The organism is Nitrospirillum goiasense (assembly GCF_034427435.1).
Lineage (GTDB): Bacteria > Pseudomonadota > Alphaproteobacteria > Azospirillales > Azospirillaceae > Nitrospirillum.
In genome coordinates this window covers 283,154-302,065 of the sequence record NZ_JAXQNP010000002.1, presented here as the reverse complement: position 1 = coordinate 302,065, position 18,912 = coordinate 283,154, and the positions used below count along the sequence as shown (strand labels likewise).

Sequence of the window (18,912 nt, the reverse complement as noted above, 5' to 3'; positions counted from 1 at the left end):
TATCAGGCCTCGGCAGCCGCCGCCGCGTTCTCTTCGGACTTCAGGCCCGAGGGAGCGGCGATGGTGGCGACGGTGAAGTCACGGTCGGTGACAACCAGGCTGGTGCCTTCCGGCAGCTTCACGGCGCTGATGTGGATGGAGTCACCCACGTCGAAACCATCCAGGGCGACCGTCAGGTGCTCCGGAATGTCATTGGCGCGGACGTGCATCTCCACCTCGTGGCGGACGATGTTCAGCACGCCGCCACGCTTCAGGCCGGGGCTGGCGTCGTGGCCCGTGAACTCCACCGGGACCTTCACGATGATCTCGGTGGTGTCGCTGACGCGCAGGAAGTCGACGTGCAGGGGACGGTCGGTCACCGGGTCGAACTGGACGTCGCGCGGCAGGGTGCGGGTGGTCACGCCGTCGACGGTGATGTCGTACAGGTGCGTGAAGAAGCCCGGCTTGTGCAGCACGCGGGTGAAATGGACGGCCTCGAGCGAGATCGCCACAGGCTTTTCCTTGTTGCCGTAGATCACGGCAGGGATGCGGCCATCGCGGCGGGTCTGACGGGCGGTCCCCTTGCCTGCCCCGTTCCGCGCCTCGGCGGCGAACGCAATAATCTGGGTCATGGGTTAACTCCTTACATCAATGCGCCAGCCTCCAGGGGTGCTGAGCGCGGTCGGAATGCGCGGGTGTATGCGCGCGCCGGCCCGGAGTCAAGCCACTGAGTCAAGAAGGCGGCCATGAGGCCGCCTTCAGGGTGCGTGGCACGGTCGCCGGATACGGGCGACAGGTCAGTCGAACAGCGAGGAAACCGACCGCTCGGTGCTGATGCGCTCAATGGCCTCGGCGATCAGCGGGGCGACGGTCAGGTGGCGGACGTTGCGCGACACGCGCACGGCCTCGGTCGCCTGGATGCTGTCGGTGGTGATCAGCGCCTCCAGCGGGGACTGGGACACGCGGGCCACGGCGCCGCCGGACAGCACGCCATGGGTGACGTAGGCGCGGACGGACTTGGCGCCCCGCTCCTTCAGGGCCACGGCGGCGTTGCACAGTGTGCCGGCGCTGTCGACGATGTCGTCGACCAGGATGCAGTCGCGGCCGTTGACGTCGCCGATAACGTTCATCACCTCCGACACGCCGGCGCGCTCACGCCGCTTGTCGATGATGGCCAGGTCGGCGTCCAGGCGGTTGGCGATGGAGCGGGCGCGCACCACGCCACCCACGTCCGGCGACACGATCATCAGGTTCTCGCGGCCCATGGTGGCCTCGATGTCCTGCACGAACACCGGGGCGGCCACCAGGTTGTCGGTCGGGATGTCGAAGAAGCCCTGAATCTGGCCGGCGTGCAGGTCCATGGTCAGCACGCGGTTGGCACCGGCGGTGGTGATCAGGTTGGCCACCAGCTTGGCCGAAATCGGGGTGCGGGGACCGGTCTTGCGGTCCTGGCGGGCATAGCCGTAGTAGGGCAGAACCGCCGTGATGCGCCGGGCCGAACCACGACGCAGGGCGTCGATGGTGACCAGCAGTTCCATCAGGTTGTCGTTGGCGGGATAGGAGGTGGACTGGATGACGAACACGTCCTCGCCGCGGACGTTCTCCAGGATTTCCACGAAGACTTCCATGTCGCTGAAGCGCCGGATGCTGGCCTTCGTCAGCGGAACCTTCAGGCAGACCGAGATGGCCTCGGCAAGCGAACGATTGCTGTTGCCGGCGATGAGCTTCATGGCGCGCTCTTTTAAGTAGGACGTGGGCGACGGCGGGGCGTCTTCATACCTTCATAAAGGCGCGCGGACCATATCAAGCAAGGCCTAGGCTGTAAACCGCCGCCCCCCGCTGCCAGGGCACGGGGGGCATGCGCCCGTACGGGGGTATTTCCGTTTTGCGGCCTGCCCGGTCAGTGGGCGCGCGACAGAGCTATCATACTGATATGACGTCCATAATCGCCTTCCTGCCGCAGCGTGCACCGACGGTAGCTGAAAAACAGGCCCTCCTCCGCGACCGTGTCGTGGCCGGTGTGGGACACATGGGCCAGACCACAGCCCGCCAGCCGGTGGCCGACATAGCCGCCGATGTCGAACAGCGGGTGGCCCGGTCGCCGCCCGGGGTGGAAAAAGCGCTGGTTGGCGCCGTCGGCTTCCAGGAAGCGCGCCTCGAACTCCGGCCCCACCTCATAAGAGTCTGCGCCGATGTGCGGGCCGACGCCGGCGACGATGCGGGCCGGGTCGGCACCCAGGGCGGCCATGGCCTGGACGGTCGCCTCCAGCACGCCGGTGAACGCCCCCTTCCAGCCGGCATGGGCGGCGCCCACCACCCCGGCGGTCGAGTCGGCGAACAGCACGGGCACGCAATCAGCGGTCAGGATGCCCAGCGCGATGCCGCGCTGGCGCGTGACCAAGGCGTCAGCCTGGGGCGCGTCCTCCCGCGCCCAGGGCCGCTCCACCGTCACCACGGTGGGGCTATGCACCTGATAGACGGTGACCAGGCTTTCCGGCCCCAGGCCCAGGTCGGCGGCGCACCGCGCCCGGTTCTCCGCCACGGCGGCGGCATCGTCGTTCGATCCGAAGCCGACGTTGCGCCCGGCATAAAGCCCGGTGGACACCCCATCGCGTCGGGTGAAATAGCCGTGGCGGACGCCGGGCAGGTCCAGCGCGTCCAGGGTCAGGTAGGGGTGATCTTCTGGGATCGGGGCATCAGGGATCGGGGCGGTCATGATCAGCCTTCGCTGGGTTCGAAGCCGGCGGGCGGGGGCGCGCCCGGGCTGGTCAGGGCCAGGGCCTTGAACAGCCTGCCCATCTGGTCGGGGTGCGTCAGGCGGTCCAGCGCCAGGTCGATGGCATGGGCCTGCGGGGCTGCCGCGCCCCGCTTCAAGGTGGCGGCGCGCTGCTGGATGCCCAGACGGTGCAGCAGGGCGCCCTGCTCGACAATGCCATGGGACTGGGCGCCGGCCGCCACCGCCGTGGCGGCCAGGGTGCGGAAATCGACATGGGCCGTCAGGTCGGCCTGGCCGGGATCCTCCAGCACGGCGGCATAGGCGTGCCCGCGCACCGCCTGCAGCGTGTCGCCCTGCGGCGGGGCGTCATAGCCATAGTCCACCACCAGGGCGGCGCCGGGATGCGCCGCCAGGCGGCGTCCGATCTCACCCGCTACTGTCAGGGCGGCCGGGCAAATCTCCACCACGCTGCCGGGCGCGGCCGCGCGCAGGTCGGGCGGCACCAGCAGCTCCGCGCCGCCGGTGGCGTCCAGCGCCCAGGCGAAGCGGCCGGCGTCCGCGTCCCAGGTGACGCACCGCTCCGCCCAGCCGCGCTCCGTCTTCTGCAATTGGCGGATGGGCAGGGCGTCGAAGAACTCGTTGGCCAGCAGCAGCAGCGGTCCCTCGGGCACCGACTCCAGGCTGTCGGCCCAGGCAATGGGATGGGGCGGCCGGGTGGCGTCGGGCAGGGCTGACAGGGCCGCCCTCTGCCGTTCCCGCAGCGCCGGGCTGGTTTCCACCATGTGCACACGCAGCGCCGCGGTCAGTCCGGGGACGCGGGCCATGGCGCGCAGTGCGTCGGCCATCAGCGTGCCGCGCCCGGGGCCCAGCTCCACCAGGTGCACCGTCGCGGGGGAGCCCAGGGTCAGCCAAGCCTGGGCGCACCAGAGGCCCAGCAGTTCCCCGAACATCTGGCTGATTTCCGGCGCGGTGGTGAAATCACCGGCGGCACCCAGCGGGTCGCGGGTGGTGTAGTACCCCAGGGTGGGGTGGCCCAGCGCCTCGGCCATGAAGGTGGACAGACGCAAGGGGCCCTCGCGCCCGATGCGGCGGACAAGATGATCGGTCAGCGTGACCGGGCCAGCGTCGGACAGGGTGCCGAGACCGGGCATCAGGCCGCCGCCGGCACGCGGCGGCGGGCCAGGGCCACCAGGGCGATGCCGATCAGCGCCATGGGCACGGACAGAATCTGCCCCATGGTGACGCCGCCGCCCAGCAGGAAGCCGACCTGCACGTCGGGTTCGCGGAAGAACTCGGCGGTGATGCGGCACAGGGCGTAGCCGATGAGGAAGGCGCCGCTCAGCGTGCCTGTCCGGTCGCGCACCGATGGCACGCGCGACAACAGGAACAGCACGGTGAACAGCACGATGCCTTCCAGCCCGGCCTCATACAGCTGGCTGGGGTGGCGGGGCAGGTCGTCGGCATGGGGGAAGACCATGCCCCAGGGCACGTCGGTGGGACGGCCCCACAGCTCCCCGTTCACGAAATTGGCCAGGCGGCCCAGGAACAGGCCGATGGGGGCGGCCACGGCGGCCAGGTCGCCCAGGGCCAGCGGGTTGAAGCCGCGCCGCCGGGCGAAGAGCAGGATGGCCAGGGTCACCCCCGTCATGCCGCCATGGAACGACATGCCCCCGTTCCAGACCTTCAGCATGTCCACCGGATGCTGCAGGTAGAAATCCAGGTTGTAGAACAGGATGAAGCCAAGCCGGCCGCCGGCCAGGACCCCCACCACCGCCCAGACCAGGAAGTCGTCCAGCTCCAAGGGGGTGGGGCGGCTGTTCATGCGGCGCGCCATGCCCAGCGCCAGGCGATAGCCCAGCGTCACGCCCACGATGTAGGCCAGCGCGTACCAGCGCAGGGCGAAGGGGCCGATCTCCACGATCGTGGGGCTGATGTTGGGAAAGGCGAGGGCCATGATGCTGCGGATATCCCCGTGGAGGTCTCTTCTGGTTCCGGGCCAGGATGGGCTGGGAGGCGGCTCTTGTGCCGGACGGTCCCCGTTCCCACATGGCCAGGACCGTTGGGAAGATGTGGGCCTGACTGACGGCTTTATAGGGGGACCGCGCCGGGGTCGCAACCGGCCCCCGTCGGATGGCCCCTCCAAGGTGCTGTTGCGCCTGCGAACGTGGCCGGCGATAATGGCGTCTTGATGGCCGCGCGTCAGCCTGTTCCGCCACTCCCCCCCCCCGGGTCCCCACCGCATTGGGCTCCCCGTAGGGTGGGGATGGAGGCGGGAATCGGCGCGCCGGCGATATTGCTTAAGGATTGAGGCGATGCAGGTGGACAACAAGGTGCTGGACGATTTGGCCCGCGTGGCCGGTGGCGCCGTCGGTGCCGTGGCCGGGCTGAAGAACGAGGTCGAGGGCCATGTGCGCCAGCGCCTGGAACGCGTGCTCAGTGGTCTGGACATGGTCCGCCGCGATGAGTTCGAGGCCGTGAAGGAAATGGCCGCCCGCGCCCGCGCGCAGGAGGACGAGATCAACCGCCTGCTGGCCCTGCAGCAGGCGCTGCTGGACCGCGTGACCCACCTTGAGTTGGTGGTGGCCAAGGCCGCGGCCAAGGCGGACGCCGCTGGCACCGCCAACGCGGACAGCCCGTCCTGACCGGCCGATAGTGATCGGAAGGGGTGCCCCACGGCCCCCGTCCCCGGTTCCCGGCCGTCCCTCGGCCTTGGGGCCAGGCCGGCGGACGGGAGGCCCGTGTGGGTGGTAGAAGACGGTTGCGGGGGCGGTTGTCCTCTGGCACCGTACCCCTGGTAGCTCCCACGCCCGGCAGCACCAGATTTTGTTTTATTAGGGAATCCGGACACGCCGGGTTCCCGCGCCGGGTGGGATGGGTCGTCCCTTGCCATCGCGCGCGACAGGAGGGCGTAACATGTCGGCACTCGCCGTCGAGACTAGCAGCACCACCCATAATCCCCTCGATATCGTCGAGGAGATCGTCACGGCCAACGAATGGCCCTTCGAGCGCGCCAGCGAAGACGAGATGATCGTCGAGATCAACGGCCGGTGGTGCGACTACCGGCTGTTTTTCGTTTGGCAAAACGAAGTCAGCGCCATGCAGTTCTCCTGCCAGTTCGACATGAAGGTGCCGCCGGCCCGCAAGCTGGCCGTCACCGAGCTGCTGGCCGAGGTGAACGGCAAGATGTGGCTGGGGCATTTCGACGTGTGCAGCGAAGAGCATACGCCCATGTTCCGCCAGACCTTGCTGCTGCGCGGGACCCGCGCGGCCAGCGTGGAACAGATCGAGGATCTGGTCGAGATCGCGGTGGCGGAGTGCGAGCGCTACTACCCCGCGTTCCAGTTCGTCATCTGGGGCGGTAAAAGTGCCGCGGACGCCGTGTCCGCCGCCATTCTGGACACGCTCGGCGAAGCTTGATACAGCCCACACCCCGTGACCTTTAATTTGACTGACATGACGATGGGGCGGGGATGACGGCCGTGGATTTGTTGTTGGTGGGCTGCGGCAAGATGGGCGGCGCCATGCTTGCCGGTTGGCGGGCCGCCGGCACCGTCCGCCGCGTCGTCATCGTCGACCCAGTTGCCGGCACCGCGCCGGAAGGGGCCACCCTCGTCGCCGACCCGGCCCAGATCCCGGCCGACTTCACGCCCACCGCCGTTGTGCTGGCGGTGAAGCCCCAGATGATGGACCAGGCCCTGCCGGCTTACCTGCCCTATGCCGGGCGGGCCGTGTTCCTGTCCATCGCCGCCGGCAAGACCGTCGCCTATTTCCAGAAGGTGCTGGGCCCGGGAACCGCCCTGGTGCGGGCCATGCCCAACACGCCGGCGGCTGTGGGGCGCGGCATTTCCGGCGCTTACGCCACGCCCGCCGTTTCCGCGGCCCAGCGCGACCTCTGCCAAAGCCTGCTGAGCGCGGTGGGCGAGGTGGTCTGGGTTGAGGAGGAGGGCCTGATCGACGCCGTGACCGCGGTGTCCGGCAGCGGCCCCGCCTATGTCTTCCATCTGGTGGAGGCCCTGGCCGCCGCCGGGGCGGCGGCGGGACTTCCGCCCGACCTGGCGTTGCGTCTGGCGCGCGCCACCGTCACCGGTGCCGGCGAGCTGCTGCACCGGAACCCCGACACCACCGCCACCCAGCTGCGTATCAACGTCACCAGTCCCAAGGGCACGACCCAGGCGGCGCTGGATGTCCTGATGGATGAGGCCCAGGGGCTGACGCCGCTGATGGTCCGCGCGGTCGCCGCGGCGGACCGGCGGTCACGGGAACTGGCGGGCTGACACCATGGCCGGCCCCCTCAGCCCCAGTGCGCAGAAGATCCAGAACCTGCTGAACGACCTCGGCCAGCCCATCCACGTGGTGGAATTCGCCGCCACCACCCGCACGGCGGCCGAGGCGGCAGCGGTAATCGGTTGCGATGCAGCACAAATCGCCAAGTCAATTGTTTTTCGCACTCGCGAGAAGAACGCGTCCGTCCTGGTGGTCGCGTCGGGTGCCACGCGCATCAACGAGGCCTTGGTGGCCAAGGCCCTGGCCGACATCCTCAACGGGGATCGGCTCATGCGGGCGGACCCGGAATATGTGCGATTGACCACCGGTTACCCTATCGGCGGCGTTCCGCCGCTGGGACACGCGGTGGCGCCCGTCACATTATTCGATCGGCGTTTGCTGGCATTTCCCACGGTTTGGGCCGCTGCCGGCACACCCAACGCGGTGTTCCCCATCGCCCCCGACGTCCTGGCCCGGCTGGCCGGGGCCCGGATCGTGGATGTCGCCTAGGCGGAAGGGCCACCCCGTCCGGCCTGTCTAGCCGGTTCGACCTATGGCGGTGCTTGGCCGTCCCGTACTAACCAAAAGAGTTTATTGTGCGCTGCACAAAAACGATTGACCGGCTGCTCGGCCCAAAGCATTATCCCCTCGGAATTGCCGCACCGCAGCGGCGCAAGCCGTATAGGGATCTGACACTATGGCGACCAATCCGTTCCTCGATTTCGACCTGATGAAGTTCTTCGACCCGTCCAAGTTCGCGGAGTTCACCAAGGTGGACTTCAGCAAGACGCTGGCTGACTACAAGGTGCCGGGCATCGACGTCGATGCCTTCGTCTCCGCCCAGCGCAAGAACATCGAGGCCGTGACGGCCGCGAACCAGCTGGCCGTGGAAGGCATCCAGGCCGTCCTGCGCCGCCAGGCCGAAATCCTGCGCCAGAGCCTGGAAGAGACCTCTTCCGTCGTTTCCGACTTCCTGTCGACCGGCACCCCGGAAGACAAGGTCGCCAAGCAGGCCGAACTGGTGAAGACCGCCTTCGAGAAGGCCCTGGCCAACGTCAAGGAACTGGCCGAGCTGGTCGCCAAGTCCAACAGCGAGGCCGCCGACGTGCTGTCCAACCGCGTGCGGGAGAGCATCGAGGAAGTGAAGGCCGCCATCGCCAAGGCCCAGACCAAGCACTGAGCTGGTCCGAGTTTTCAAGTTCAGGCGGCGTCCCTCGCGGGGCGCCGCCTTTACTTTTTCCTGAGCTTCAAGTCGCCTCAGCCGCCGGTGGGGCATCCGCCCCTCAGCGCTTTTTTTACATAGGACGCGACTGCGTCCGCCGGTTGAGGGAACACTAAACCGGCAACCGGATCACCGCCCGCAGGCCACCCCGGGGGCTGTCCTCCAGCAACACGTCGCCGCCGTGGCGGTTGGCGATGTCGCGGGCGATGCCCAGGCCCAGGCCGACGCCGCCGGTGGCCTGGTTGCGCGACCCGTCCAGGCGGTGGAAGGGTCGGAAGACCTCTTCCCGCATCTCCTCGGGGATGCCCGGGCCATCATCATCGATCAAGACGTAGAGATGGCCGCCCTGGCGTTGCAGGGTCACCCAGGCGCGTCCGGCGTACCGCACGGCATTGCCCACCAGGTTGGCGACGCAACGGCGGAAGTCGTTGGCGCGCAACGGCACGGTGATGGCGATGTCCGGCAGGCTCAAGTCCACCACCCGGCCCTCGCGCCGGGCGTTGGCCACCACGTCGGCCAGCAGGGCGCCCACATCGGTGGGGGTGGGCGGTTCGGCACCCTCTCCCCGGGCGAAGGCCAGGTAGGCCTCGATCATGCCCTCCATCTCGGCCACGTCCGCCTTCAGCTCCTCCACCTCCTGGGCGTCGGGCAGCATGGCCAGTTGCAGGCGCATGCGGGTGAGGGGGGTGCGCAGGTCATGGCTGACACCGGCCAGCATTTCCGTGCGCTGGCTGATCTGCCGCTGGATGCGCTCGCGCATCTGCAGGAAGGCGGTCGCGGCCTGCCGCACCTCCGACGCGCCCTCCGGCTTGAAGGCCGGGGTGTCACGTCCCTTGCCGAAGGCCTCCGCCGCGATGGCCAGGCGGCGGATGGGGCGGATCTGGTTGCGCATGAACATGATGGCGATGGTGAACAGCAGCAGCGAGCTGCCGGCCATCCACAGGATGAACACCCAGCTGGTGAAGCTGAACAGCCGCCGTTCCGGTGACAGGACGTGCAGCACGCCGTCGGGCAGTTGCACGTTGATGCCATACCATTCGTGGGCCACATGGGTGTCTATGGTCCAGGGCCGGCCCACCTTCTCGTCCAGCGCGCGGCCCAAGGTGTGTTCCAGGATGCCGAACAGGTGCTGACGGCGCCAGTTGGGCAGACGCTCGCCGGGCTGGAAGGTCACCATCAGGTCGGTGGTGCGGGTCACCATGTCCAGGGTGACGTCCCTGTCCTCCGGCGTCTGGTCCCGGCCCAGTTGTTCGATGACCAGGGCGACCTCGCCCGCCACGCCAAAGGCCTGGTTGTTGGTCACCCGCTCCCAATGCTGGTCATAGAAGTAGAAGGTGGCGATGGCCTGGGCCAGGATCACCGGCGTGGTGATGATCAGCAGCGAGCGGCCGAACAGGGTGCGCGGCAGCATGCGCTTCACCACCCCCGCCGGGTTGATCACCGGCGGCGCGCCCAGCCCCGGCTTTCTGGGGCCGTGCTGTCCCGGCCCTTGCGGCCCGCTGGCTTGCCGCGCGGCGCCCGGATGCCGGTCAGCCCCCTCCCGCGTCATGCTCATGGGGTTTTCCTCTGGCGGTTCGTGGGCATCCGCCCATCAATCGGGGCGCAGCACATAGCCTTCTCCCCGCACGGTTTGCAGATAGCGCGGCTGACGGGGGTCGATCTCGATCTTGCGGCGCAGGCGGGTGACCTGCACGTCGATGGCGCGGGCGTTGCTGTCGATGCCGGCGCGGCCCAGATCCTCCCGCGTGAAGACGACGCCCGGCTGGGCGGCCAGGGTGCGCAGCAGGCTGGCTTCGCCGCTGGTCAGGCGCACGGTCTCCTCGCCGGAGCGCAATTCCTCCCGCTCGGCATCGAAGACCCAGCGCCCCAGCCGCACCTCCGCCGCCGCCACGGCCGGCTTGGGCAGGCGGCGCAGGATGGAGGAGATGCGCAGCACCAGCTCGCGCGGCTCGAAGGGCTTGGGCAGGTAGTCGTCCGCCCCCGCTTCCAGGCCGGCGATGCGGTCGTCGGGCTGGCCGTTGGCGGTCAGCAGCAGGATGGGCAGGCCACCATCCCCGTTTCCACCATCGCCCCTCAGGGACCGGGTCAACTCCAACCCCGATTCGCCGGGCATGCGCACGTCCAGAACCATGAGGTCGAAGTTCAGGGAGGCCAGCATGCGCCGTGCCGCCGCCGCGTCCGCCGCCGCCGACACGATAAACCCGTTTTGCGACAGATAGCGGCGCAACGCCTCACGCAGGCGGTCATCGTCATCGACCACCAAGATGTGGGGCTGTTCTTCGGGCAGGGCTTGCTGCTGCGTCGTGGTCATGGCCGGAGGCGATCCCTATCGGTCGGGGGCGGCAGCATAGCACAGGGGCGTTCCGCGGCGTTGGCGACGTTGATCGCTTAGCGCTTGGCCATCGCCGCCAGCGGCGTTCGCGGCTGGGCGAACTTGTCCCGGTCGGCGTCGTCCATGATGCCGACCATCACCTTGCGGAATCCCTCCACCGCCTCCGCCCCCGCCCGGCGATAGGCGCGGGCGATCAGCTGGCGTTGCGGCTCGGACAGCTGGCGCTCCAGCTCCTGGCCCTTGGGGGTCAGATCCAGCAGCCGCTGGCGCCGGTCGCGGGTGCCCTGGCGCTGCACGATGTACTCCTCACGCACCAGGTCCTGCAAAACGCGCGACAGGCTTTGCTTGGTGATGCGCAGGATGCCCAGCAGGTCGGTCACCGTGATGTGAGGGTGGCGGCCCACGAAATAGATGACGCGATGGTGCGCCCGGCCCAGCCCGATCTTCTCCAGCATTGTGTCGGGTTCGGCGGTGAAGTCGCGATAGGCGTAGAACAGCATCTCCATCGCCTGCCGCAACTCCTCCTCCCTCAGGAAAAGGGGGTTCACACCGGTTTTCATGTCGGTCATGCGGTACAGGCTTTCGGTACTGTCAAGAGGCAGGGGCCGCATTATGCCAGTTACGCCTGTGAAGGGGAGGGGATTCACGCCGGGCCTCCGGTGCCGCGCGCCTCTGGCTTTCGGTGGACTGGCTTCGGCGGGGATTGCGCGGCGGGTGTCACCTTTGGCAAAAGGGGCGCTCAATCGGGGCACCGCCGATCTCGGGGCGTGACCCGGTCGGGGGCGTGACTCAAGGGAATGCAGGAGCCAAAGGGATGAAGATGAAGCTGTCGGTCGCGGGGCTGATGCTGCTGGCGTTAGCGGGTTGCGCCGCCAAGCCCGATGACAAGCCCGCGGCGCCGCCCGCGCCGCCGCCCGTCGAGGCGCCCAAGCCGCCGCCCACGGACATCACGCTGGAGCCCAGCGACCTGACCGCGCTGCAGACGGCGCTGAAGGAGGCGACGGGCAAGCCCATCCAGGAGACCGTGACCTGGACCAACCCCGAGACGGGACGCCAGGGCACCGTGAAGATGCTGCGCGACGGCTTCGACGCGAAGAACCGGCCGTGCCGCGAATTCCACTCCGTCGTCTTCCAGGGTCAGCTGTTCCGCCACCAGACCGGCTTCATCTGCCGGCAGCCGGACGGCAGCTGGGAAGTGGTCGACGGCGTCGACTATCCGGTCCGCGAACGCAAGTAAGGCGGCCTCCGCCGACTCTCGCTGCCTTGGCCGTGCCATAGTCGCGGCCAAGGCTCATGCCTGAGTTCGTGCCGGGCGCACCCCGGGGCGGACCCATCCGCCTTCGGGAGCGTTGCTTACCAATGTCCCAATCACCGAAATCGGGGCCGCGCCCATCTGGCCCCGGCAAATCCAAGCGCACCTCTTCCGGGCCGGCGGGCTTGGGCCGGGCGGCCCTGCTGCTCGTTCCGGTCGCGGCTCTGGCCATCGGCGGCGGCCTGCTGCTGGCCCATTGGGGCAAGCGCGGCGAGTTGTCGGCCCCGCCCCCGTCCCAGCCCGCCCCGGTGGCGGCCGAGCCGCCGGGACCCCGGGGGCCGGTGACGGTCGAGGTGGCGGGTGGGGATGGCCCCATCCTCACCGTGGCCTCGCCCGATGACCGCCTGATTTCGGATGAAGGCCTGAAGGCCCTCCACGCCTTCGAGTCCACCACCGGCACAACCGCCCTGTTGGTCTGGTACCGCGGCGCCTTGCAGGTGGAGGATTACGGCCCCGGCATCCGGCCGGCCGACCTTGTGGATGGCGCCGGCCTGCAAGCCGGCTTGTTGACCTTCCTGACCGGCAAGGCCATCCAGGATGGCTTCCTCACCTCCGCCGACCAGCCGCTGGGCCAAATCTTCCCGGACTGGAAGGACGATCCCCGGGGCCGCATCACCGTGCGCGACCTGCTGGTGGGCAGCAGCGGCCTGGGTTTTCCGGCCGGCGCCGCCGATGCGCCGGCGGGCAAGGCCGATGCCGGCGCCTGGCTGAAGGGCTTGGCGCTGGAGGCGGAGCCCGGCACCCGGTACAAGCCGTCCGAGGAGGAGCTGCAGGTCCTGGCGCTTGTCCTGGAACGGGCGACCAAGCAGCCCCTGGCGAGCTATATGTCGCAGGCGCTGTGGGCACCCCTGGGGGCCCGCCCGGCAGAGATGCTGCTCGACGACAGTGGTCGCGCCACCCTGGTGGGATGCTGCGTCAAGGCGACCGCCCGGGATTGGCTGCGCCTCGGTCTGCTGCTCAAGGACGGTGGCCAGGTGGAAAACCGTCCGGTCATTCCCATGCCCTGGGTTGAGGAGATGCAGCGCCCCACGCTGTTCGCCCGCAACGAGGGCATGCGCGTCCGCATAGCCTGGCCACGGGAGAAGGGCGGCCCGATCAAAGCGGCGGAGGCCTTCGCCGAACCCGACACCGTGTTCATGGCGGGGACCGGCGGCCAGCGTCTGTATGTGTCGAAGGCGGCCGATCTGGTCATCCTGCGCCTGGGCCGCGTGGTGCAGCCGTGGGATGACGCCACGCTGGTCAACCTTGTCGCGCATCATCTGGAACGCCCGCCGGAGACCAAGCGGACGCCCTATTCCGCCATCGCCGTTCAGCCCCAGGGGCTGGCCATGCCCCCCATCGTCACGCCACGCAAGCCACCCGTGGTGGTGACGGTGCCGCTGGATACCCCGCATCCGTCCCAGGCCCAGGGGGCGACCCCCGGTGCCAAGCCGGAGATGCCGAAGGCTCCGCCGGTGCCCAGCGCCGGCCCGTCGGACAAAACGCCGCATCGGCCCTGAGCCCCCGCTAAGGCAGCCCCCGCTAAGGCAGCCACCACTGAGGCGGCCGCCGCTGGCGGGGCCCGATCCTGTGGCGTCCAGGTCGCGTGGCGCATGGAATCGGCAATAGACCGGTCCCGATCCCCGCCCCAGGCGGCGGCGGACCGTCACGGACCGGTGAAGGTGTCGGCGGCCCCGTCAAGGGAAGCGGGGCCGCCCATCGCAACCTTTATTTGGACTTGAAGGCCTTCAACTGTTTGTTGAAGTCGCCGGCGAGTTTTTGCATCTGGTCGACGGCGTCATTGTACTTCTTCTGCCAGGTGCTGTTGCCGTTTTTCCCTTCAAACTCAAGGCAACTCATATAGTCCTGGGTTTCGGCCATGAACTTTTTGACCGCGGCCTGGGCGGCTTGCATATCGGCTTCCGCGGCCTTGCTGCCGTCCGGCACGGACGGGGGCGACCCCAGCGTGCACTCAGCCCGCGCCACACCCGCAACCCCCATTCCAGCCATCAGAACGATGACTGCCACCCGCTTCATCATCTGCACCGACCTCCCAGAGTCTCGTAGTCAATGGTCAAAAGAGAATACCAATCAAAGGTTTAAAGATTGGTTTAAGGATCGTTACCGGAGTGCTGTGCCTAGGCTACGGCCAGCATTTCCCCTGCTGTGCGTGCCTTGTCCGGGCACGCCAGACCCGGCGCGTTACATTTCGGTGACGGCTCCGATGCCCCTGTTCGAATTTTTATTACTTAAAATGTTAAAAGAAACTGCGAGGCATGGCCCTTTTCCCCGTGTTTCGTCTGCCCACACCCGCTACGGCATTGGATTCCGCCGTTTTAACCAAAACCCATCGGTAATGGATAAGGCCTGAAATCCTTTACGGCTTGCGGAAGATGAATTTCAGTCGTCGTCAGCCTTGGCGATGTTAACTGTAGTTGACGTTATAAGTCAGTTTACAGGTCTGCGAAAGCATGTCTAGGTATTAGCCGAGGCCCCGGTGCCGAGCCATCACCGCGCTGTGAGGTGGGTTCGACGGTGCGCGCGGGGGTCAGATGGGTGGTCGCGGTCTCGGCGGCGGCAGCGCCGTGGGGCAATGAACAAAGCAGGGGTAGTTGATAATGTCGTATGAGGCGGATGGGTTTTTGGGGCGTGTCAGTGGCCTGGTGAAACAGCCGGAAAATTCCAAGAGCTGGTTCACCATTGGACGCAAGATCGCCCCCGCCGTGGCCATTCCCACGATTATCGGCCTGGGCGCCGTTATTTGGTTGAGCTCCGCCAAGATGCATGAGGCCATGCTGGCCCAGTCCGTGGCGTCCGAGCGGCAGGAAACGGAAATGCTGGCGCAGCAGATGAGCGCCGCCGTTCGCTTCAAGCAGCAGGAATCCATCGCCGACGCCTACACCGAACTCAGCACCCGCGCCGGCGGCAGCCTGGCCGGGGTGCGCGTCAACGATACCGACGGCGAATCCCTGGACAGCTTCGACAGCAAGAGCCTGCCCGTCTACGCCATCGACAAGGACAAGGAACTGCCCAAGAAGGTCACCGAGACGAAGTCCTTCGATCGCGGCGACCATCTGATCGTCATGTCGCCGGTGAAGGCGGGCGCCAACCACGACCAGGTGGGCACGCTGATCGTGGCGTGGAGCCGCCAGGGCCTGAACGAGGCCATCGCGTCCACCGTCAAGGGCTCCCTGTTGACCGCCGTCGTCGTCCTGGCCGTGCTGGTCGGTTTCCTGGGCGTGCTGCTGCACTTCCTGGTCAGCCGTCCGCTGACCACCCTGCAGACCGCCATGGGCCGTCTGGCCAGCGGCGACCTGTCGGTGGACATCACCGGCACCGACCGTGGTGACGAGATCGGCGCCATGGCCGCGTCCGTCCAGGTCTTCAAGGACAATGCCATCGAGGTGGAGCGCCTGAAGAAGGTGCAGGAGCAGGCGGAGCGGGAGTCGGCGGAAGAGAAGCGTCGCACCATGAACCGCCTGGCTGACGAGTTCGAAAGCACCGTTAAGGGCGTCGTGGCCCAGGTGTCCGAAGCCGCCGCCCGCATGCAGTCCAGCGCCCAGACCCTGTCCGGTTCGGCCGACGAAAGCCGCAGCCAGGCCGGCGCCGTCGCCGCTGCCACGCAGCAGGCGTCCGCCAACGTCCAGTCGGTTGCCAGCGCCACCGAGGAACTGGCCGGTTCCCTGGCCGAGATTTCTAATCAGGTCAACACCTCCGCCCGCATCGCCAAGGCGGCGGCCTCCACCGCCGAGAAGACGAACGAGACCGTGCAGTCCCTGGCCTCGCGCGCCCAGAGCATTGGCGACGTGGTGAAGCTGATCAGCGACATCGCCAGCCAGACCAACCTGCTGGCCCTGAACGCCACCATCGAGGCGGCCCGCGCCGGTGAAGCCGGCAAGGGCTTCGCGGTCGTGGCCAGCGAGGTGAAGAGCCTGGCCAACCAGACGGCCAAGGCGACGGAGGAAATCTCCGCCCAGATCTCCACCATGCAGGACGCCACCCGCGACGCGGTCGACGCCATCATCACGATTTCCAAGACCATCGCCGAGATCAACGACATCTCCGATATGGTTGCGGGCGCCGTGGAAGAGCAGGACGCGGCGACCAAGGAAATCGCCCGCAACGTCCAGCAGGCCTCCATGGGCACCATGGAAGTGTCGCGCAACATCGGCTCGCTGCAGCACGCGGCCGAGGACACCGGCAAGTCGGCCAACCAGGTGCTGGGTGCCGCCACCGGCCTGTCCCAACAGTCCGACACCCTGGCCGGCCAGGTGGACCGCTTCCTGCAGCAGGTCCGCGCCGCGTAAGCATCCGGTTCGGTTTTAAGCAAAACCCCCGCGGGAGCGATCCCGCGGGGGTTTTTGTATGGGCGGCCAGATCGCGACGTCAGGCCGAAATCCCCCACAATTTCCGGGCCTCCTCCGCGATGACGTCGGGATACTCCTCGGGGAAGAACAGCTTCGCCTGGGGCAGATGGCGCACGCCCTGGCAATTGGGCAGGACGCTGGCCAGATAGTCGCCGCCGGCGGGGTCTAAGATGGTGTCGGCCGTGCCCCAGATGATGCGCGCTGGCACGGCCACCCGACCCAGCTCTTTCTCGATACCGGCCAGCGGGTTGGGGGCCAGGCCCAGCGTGTAGGCGTGCACCAGGTCCTTGCGCCGGGGGCTGCTGACCAGCGGGCCCAGGTAATAGTCGATGGCCTCATCCGTGGGGCGGGTGGGGTCGCTGAAGGTTTGACCACCCAGCCCCGTTGGACCGCGGGCCAAGTCCTTGTCCGCCACCCAACGCGCCAGCCAGCGGTCGGCGAAGGTGCCGGCCCGCGCCATCTCCAGCACCGGTTGCAGGGCGGGGGGCGGGCTGTCGGGCTCGGTATCGCAGTTGGTCAGCAGCAGGCTGCGCACCCGCTTGGGGTACTGGATGACGAACAGTTGGGCCACGGCCCCGCCGCTGTCGTTGGCCACGATGTCCACCGTGTCGGCGCCCACGCCGTCCAGGAAGGCGGCCAGCATCCGCACCTGGACCAGCGGCGTCACCGCCTGGCCGTCCGGCACGCGGCTGTAGCCCAGGCCCAGGAAGTCGGGCGCCAGGCAGCGGCGGTGGGCCGACAGCCGGTCGATGGCGCCGCGCCATTGAAAGCTGTTCAGGGGGAAGCCGTGCAGGAACAGCGCGTCGGGCCCACTGCCCTGGTCCATATAGGCGACGTGGCCGAAGGGCGTGCCGGCGTAGCGGCGCAAGGCGCGATAAGCGGCGGCGTCCAGTGACCCGGTGCCGGACAGGGCGGCGGCGCGGGCTCCGGGGGCCCCGAGCGCCATGGTGGCGCCGATCCCGGCCAGGCCGCGCAGGAAATGACGGCGGGCGAACGGTGCGGAGAGCATCTCTCATCCCTCAAGGGAAGGTTGTTCGAATGCTCCAGGGATATCCCCGTGCGCGACATGCGGTCGATAACCCACCAGGTCATGGATTCTTGACCTCTCAGGTCATGGCTTTTGCCCGTGGCGGCCGTATCATTCCGCCCATCATGACCCATGCCGCCGCCGCGACCGTGACCGCCCTTCCGTCCCAGCCCACGCCGCTGGGCCTGCTGCTGCGTGAATGGCGGGTCGCGCGACGCATGAGCCAGATGGACCTGGCGCTGGAGGCCGGCGTCTCAACCCGGCACCTCAGCTGCGTGGAAACCGGCAAGGCCCAGCCCAGCCGCGAGCTGTTGGCCCGACTGGCCGACACGCTGGACATGCCCCTGCGGGAGCGCAACGCCCTGCTGGTGGCCGCCGGCTACGCCCCGCGCTACGGCGAGGCGACGCTGGCCACCCCGGCCATGGCGCCGGTGCGCCAGGCCATCGACTTCATCATCGGCCAGCAGGAACCCTATCCCGCCGTGGTGATGAATCGCCGCTGGGACGTGCTGCGTACCAACCGCGCCACCGCCCGCATCGTTGGCCTGGCGCGGGGGCGCATGCCCCGGCACAACAACATCCTGCGTCAGATCTTCGATCCCGACGACATGCGGCCCGTCATGAGCAATTGGGAAAGTCTGGCTGGCGACCTGATCTGCCACCTGCACAACGAACTTGCCGCCACGCCCCTGGACCAGGGCCTGCGCACCCTGCTGGACGATGTGCTGGCCTATCCCGGCGTGCCCGCCCGCTGGCGGTCGCGCGACCCGGACGCCTATCCCCTGCCGTTGTGCACCACGGTCTTCGCCGGTGGCGCGCTGGACGCGGAGGGGCATCCGCTGCGCTTCTTCTCCACCATCACCACCTTCGGCTCCGCCCGCGACGTGACGGTGGAGGAGCTGCGCATTGAGTGCATGTTCCCGGCCGATGAGCGCACGGCGGAGCGGTGCAAGGCGCTGGCGGAGGGTTCGTCTGTATAAGCAAACAGCGGCATGGGTCGCCCCATGCCGCTGCGGCAAATGTCGCGCTGGGTGGAACGCTTACGCTTCCACCTTGCCGCCGTTGGCGGCCGACCATTCGGCCGGGGCGTGCAGGAACTTCTCCACTTCCGCCATCGTTGCGGTATCAAAATAATTATAGTCGCGGGCCACTTTCAGCACGTCCCACCAGGTGGTCAGGGCATGCAGGGTGACGCCGATCTCCTTCATCGTCTCCAGGCTCTTGGGGAAGATGCCGTAGTGGAAGACGACGAAGGCGTGCTCACACACCGCGCCGGCCTGGCGCAGGGCGTTGACGAAGCCAACCTTGCTGCCGCCGTCGGTGGTCAGGTCCTCCACCAGCAGGATGCGGTCGCCTTCGTCGAACTGGCCCTCGATTTGGGCGTTGCGGCCAAAGCCCTTGGGCTTCTTGCGCACGTACTGCATGGGCAGGCCCATGCGGTCGGCCATCCAGGCGGCGTAGGAGATGCCGGCCGTCTCACCCCCGGCGACACCGTCGAACGCCTCGAACCCGGCGTCGCGCATCACCGTCTGCACGGCGTAGTCGATGATGGCCGAGCGGGCGCGCGGGAAGCTGATGACCTTGCGGCAGTCGATATAGACCGGGCTGGCCTTGCCCGAGGTCAGGATGAAGGGCTGGGCGGCGTTGAAGTGGATCGCCTTGATGTCCAGCAGGATGCGGGCGGTCAGGCTGGCGGCGGTCTGGGCGTCGATCAT

The 18,912-nt window shown here is 68.0% G+C and carries 20 protein-coding genes; 9 read left to right on the top strand and 11 right to left on the bottom strand.

Features of this window, described 5'->3' with window-relative positions; translation table 11 throughout:
• Positions 1-2 precede the first annotated feature (2 nt).
• From ULB03_RS03740 to lgt, 5 genes are all read right to left on the bottom strand, one after another.
• Complete coding sequence (locus ULB03_RS03740; RefSeq protein ID WP_322481948.1) at positions 3-611, bottom strand: 50S ribosomal protein L25/general stress protein Ctc; 609 nt, start codon at positions 609-611, stop codon at positions 3-5.
• A 165-nt stretch (positions 612-776) separates the two neighbouring features.
• Positions 777-1,709 (bottom strand): ribose-phosphate pyrophosphokinase, encoded by a 933-nt coding sequence (locus ULB03_RS03735; protein ID WP_322481947.1) that lies wholly within the window; start codon positions 1,707-1,709, stop codon positions 777-779.
• Between the two features lie 170 nt (positions 1,710-1,879).
• Positions 1,880-2,695, bottom strand: coding sequence for a peptidoglycan editing factor PgeF (gene pgeF / locus ULB03_RS03730; protein ID WP_322481946.1), 816 nt, complete (start codon positions 2,693-2,695; stop codon positions 1,880-1,882).
• A 2-nt stretch (positions 2,696-2,697) separates the two neighbouring features.
• Positions 2,698-3,846 carry a class I SAM-dependent methyltransferase gene (locus tag ULB03_RS03725; RefSeq protein ID WP_322481945.1) on the bottom strand — a complete coding sequence of 383 codons (1,149 nt, stop codon included), beginning with the start codon at positions 3,844-3,846 and terminating at the stop codon, positions 2,698-2,700.
• The gene (gene lgt / locus ULB03_RS03720) at positions 3,846-4,649 is read right to left on the bottom strand and encodes a prolipoprotein diacylglyceryl transferase (protein WP_322481944.1); all 804 of its coding nucleotides are present in this window, start codon (positions 4,647-4,649) and stop codon (positions 3,846-3,848) included. The genes ULB03_RS03725 and lgt overlap by 1 nt, the downstream gene beginning before the upstream one ends.
• Before the next feature lie 358 nt (positions 4,650-5,007).
• Between lgt and ULB03_RS03715 the strand changes: the two genes are divergently transcribed.
• The 5 genes from ULB03_RS03715 (at position 5,008) to ULB03_RS03695 (ending at position 8,138) form a co-directional block, all read left to right on the top strand.
• Positions 5,008-5,337, top strand: a complete 330-nt coding sequence (locus tag ULB03_RS03715; RefSeq protein WP_322481943.1) for an accessory factor UbiK family protein — start codon at positions 5,008-5,010, stop codon at positions 5,335-5,337.
• Between the two features lie 271 nt (positions 5,338-5,608).
• Entirely contained in the window at positions 5,609-6,112 is a 504-nt protein-coding gene (locus tag ULB03_RS03710) for a type III secretion system chaperone family protein (protein WP_322481942.1), read from the top strand.
• A gap of 53 nt (positions 6,113-6,165) precedes the next feature.
• Positions 6,166-6,969 (top strand): pyrroline-5-carboxylate reductase, encoded by an 804-nt coding sequence (gene proC / locus ULB03_RS03705; RefSeq protein WP_322481941.1) that lies wholly within the window; start codon positions 6,166-6,168, stop codon positions 6,967-6,969.
• Positions 6,970-6,973: 4 nt separating this feature from the next.
• A complete protein-coding gene (locus ULB03_RS03700; protein WP_322481940.1) occupies positions 6,974-7,468 on the top strand; it encodes a YbaK/EbsC family protein in 495 nt (164 codons plus the stop codon).
• 187 nt (positions 7,469-7,655) lie between these two features.
• Positions 7,656-8,138 (top strand): phasin family protein, encoded by a 483-nt coding sequence (locus ULB03_RS03695; RefSeq protein ID WP_322481939.1) that lies wholly within the window; start codon positions 7,656-7,658, stop codon positions 8,136-8,138.
• Positions 8,139-8,292: 154 nt separating this feature from the next.
• On the opposite strand, the gene ULB03_RS03690 is transcribed toward ULB03_RS03695, so the two are convergent.
• The 3 genes from ULB03_RS03690 to ULB03_RS03680 form a co-directional block, all read right to left on the bottom strand.
• Positions 8,293-9,591, bottom strand: a complete 1,299-nt coding sequence (locus tag ULB03_RS03690; protein ID WP_322483769.1) for an ATP-binding protein — start codon at positions 9,589-9,591, stop codon at positions 8,293-8,295.
• A gap of 180 nt (positions 9,592-9,771) precedes the next feature.
• A complete protein-coding gene (locus ULB03_RS03685) occupies positions 9,772-10,491 on the bottom strand; it encodes a response regulator (RefSeq protein WP_145735618.1) in 720 nt (239 codons plus the stop codon).
• Between the two features lie 77 nt (positions 10,492-10,568).
• Positions 10,569-11,081 (bottom strand): MarR family winged helix-turn-helix transcriptional regulator, encoded by a 513-nt coding sequence (locus tag ULB03_RS03680; protein ID WP_322481938.1) that lies wholly within the window; start codon positions 11,079-11,081, stop codon positions 10,569-10,571.
• Positions 11,082-11,326: 245 nt separating this feature from the next.
• On the opposite strand from ULB03_RS03680, the gene ULB03_RS03675 reads away from it, so the two are divergent.
• Together ULB03_RS03675 and ULB03_RS03670 are read left to right on the top strand one after the other, a co-directional pair.
• A complete protein-coding gene (locus tag ULB03_RS03675; RefSeq protein WP_322481937.1) occupies positions 11,327-11,749 on the top strand; it encodes an RT0821/Lpp0805 family surface protein in 423 nt (140 codons plus the stop codon).
• A 200-nt stretch (positions 11,750-11,949) separates the two neighbouring features.
• Complete coding sequence (locus ULB03_RS03670) at positions 11,950-13,323, top strand: serine hydrolase domain-containing protein (RefSeq protein ID WP_322481936.1); 1,374 nt, start codon at positions 11,950-11,952, stop codon at positions 13,321-13,323.
• Between the two features lie 208 nt (positions 13,324-13,531).
• On the opposite strand, the gene ULB03_RS03665 is transcribed toward ULB03_RS03670, so the two are convergent.
• Positions 13,532-13,843, bottom strand: a complete 312-nt coding sequence (locus tag ULB03_RS03665; protein ID WP_322481935.1) for a hypothetical protein — start codon at positions 13,841-13,843, stop codon at positions 13,532-13,534.
• 602 nt (positions 13,844-14,445) lie between these two features.
• Between ULB03_RS03665 and ULB03_RS03660 the strand changes: the two genes are divergently transcribed.
• A complete protein-coding gene (locus tag ULB03_RS03660; RefSeq protein ID WP_322481934.1) occupies positions 14,446-16,110 on the top strand; it encodes a methyl-accepting chemotaxis protein in 1,665 nt (554 codons plus the stop codon).
• Positions 16,111-16,189: 79 nt separating this feature from the next.
• Here ULB03_RS03660 and ULB03_RS03655 read toward each other — a convergent pair whose 3' ends face one another.
• Positions 16,190-17,179, bottom strand: coding sequence for an alpha/beta fold hydrolase (locus tag ULB03_RS03655; protein ID WP_322481933.1), 990 nt, complete (start codon positions 17,177-17,179; stop codon positions 16,190-16,192).
• Positions 17,180-17,283: 104 nt separating this feature from the next.
• Between ULB03_RS03655 and ULB03_RS03650 the strand changes: the two genes are divergently transcribed.
• The gene (locus ULB03_RS03650; RefSeq protein WP_322481932.1) at positions 17,284-18,177 is read left to right on the top strand and encodes a helix-turn-helix domain-containing protein; all 894 of its coding nucleotides are present in this window, start codon (positions 17,284-17,286) and stop codon (positions 18,175-18,177) included.
• 60 nt (positions 18,178-18,237) lie between these two features.
• Here ULB03_RS03650 and ULB03_RS03645 read toward each other — a convergent pair whose 3' ends face one another.
• The gene (locus tag ULB03_RS03645) at positions 18,238-18,912 is read right to left on the bottom strand and encodes an orotate phosphoribosyltransferase (RefSeq protein ID WP_322481931.1); all 675 of its coding nucleotides are present in this window, start codon (positions 18,910-18,912) and stop codon (positions 18,238-18,240) included.

Bases quoted from the DNA above. Each gene is read 5' to 3' on its own strand.
- ULB03_RS03685 (WP_145735618.1), bottom strand. From the start codon at position 10,491: ATGACCACGACGCAGCAGCAAGCCCTGCCCGAAGAACAGCCCCACATC.
- ULB03_RS03725 (WP_322481945.1), bottom strand. From the start codon at position 3,846: ATGCCCGGTCTCGGCACCCTGTCCGACGCTGGCCCGGTCACGCTGACC.
- ULB03_RS03655 (WP_322481933.1), bottom strand. From the start codon at position 17,179: ATGCTCTCCGCACCGTTCGCCCGCCGTCATTTCCTGCGCGGCCTGGCC.
- ULB03_RS03710 (WP_322481942.1), top strand. From the start codon at position 5,609: ATGTCGGCACTCGCCGTCGAGACTAGCAGCACCACCCATAATCCCCTC.
- ULB03_RS03715 (WP_322481943.1), top strand. From the start codon at position 5,008: ATGCAGGTGGACAACAAGGTGCTGGACGATTTGGCCCGCGTGGCCGGT.
- ULB03_RS03735 (WP_322481947.1), bottom strand. From the start codon at position 1,709: ATGAAGCTCATCGCCGGCAACAGCAATCGTTCGCTTGCCGAGGCCATC.
- ULB03_RS03675 (WP_322481937.1), top strand. From the start codon at position 11,327: ATGAAGATGAAGCTGTCGGTCGCGGGGCTGATGCTGCTGGCGTTAGCG.
- ULB03_RS03665 (WP_322481935.1), bottom strand. From the start codon at position 13,843: ATGATGAAGCGGGTGGCAGTCATCGTTCTGATGGCTGGAATGGGGGTT.
- ULB03_RS03695 (WP_322481939.1), top strand. From the start codon at position 7,656: ATGGCGACCAATCCGTTCCTCGATTTCGACCTGATGAAGTTCTTCGAC.
- ULB03_RS03700 (WP_322481940.1), top strand. From the start codon at position 6,974: ATGGCCGGCCCCCTCAGCCCCAGTGCGCAGAAGATCCAGAACCTGCTG.
- ULB03_RS03690 (WP_322483769.1), bottom strand. From the start codon at position 9,591: ATGCTGCCGCGCACCCTGTTCGGCCGCTCGCTGCTGATCATCACCACG.
- ULB03_RS03680 (WP_322481938.1), bottom strand. From the start codon at position 11,081: ATGACCGACATGAAAACCGGTGTGAACCCCCTTTTCCTGAGGGAGGAG.
- ULB03_RS03645 (WP_322481931.1), bottom strand. From the start codon at position 18,912: ATGATCGACGCCCAGACCGCCGCCAGCCTGACCGCCCGCATCCTGCTG.
- pgeF (WP_322481946.1), bottom strand. From the start codon at position 2,695: ATGACCGCCCCGATCCCTGATGCCCCGATCCCAGAAGATCACCCCTAC.
- ULB03_RS03740 (WP_322481948.1), bottom strand. From the start codon at position 611: ATGACCCAGATTATTGCGTTCGCCGCCGAGGCGCGGAACGGGGCAGGC.
- ULB03_RS03650 (WP_322481932.1), top strand. From the start codon at position 17,284: ATGGCTTTTGCCCGTGGCGGCCGTATCATTCCGCCCATCATGACCCAT.
- lgt (WP_322481944.1), bottom strand. From the start codon at position 4,649: ATGGCCCTCGCCTTTCCCAACATCAGCCCCACGATCGTGGAGATCGGC.
- proC (WP_322481941.1), top strand. From the start codon at position 6,166: ATGACGGCCGTGGATTTGTTGTTGGTGGGCTGCGGCAAGATGGGCGGC.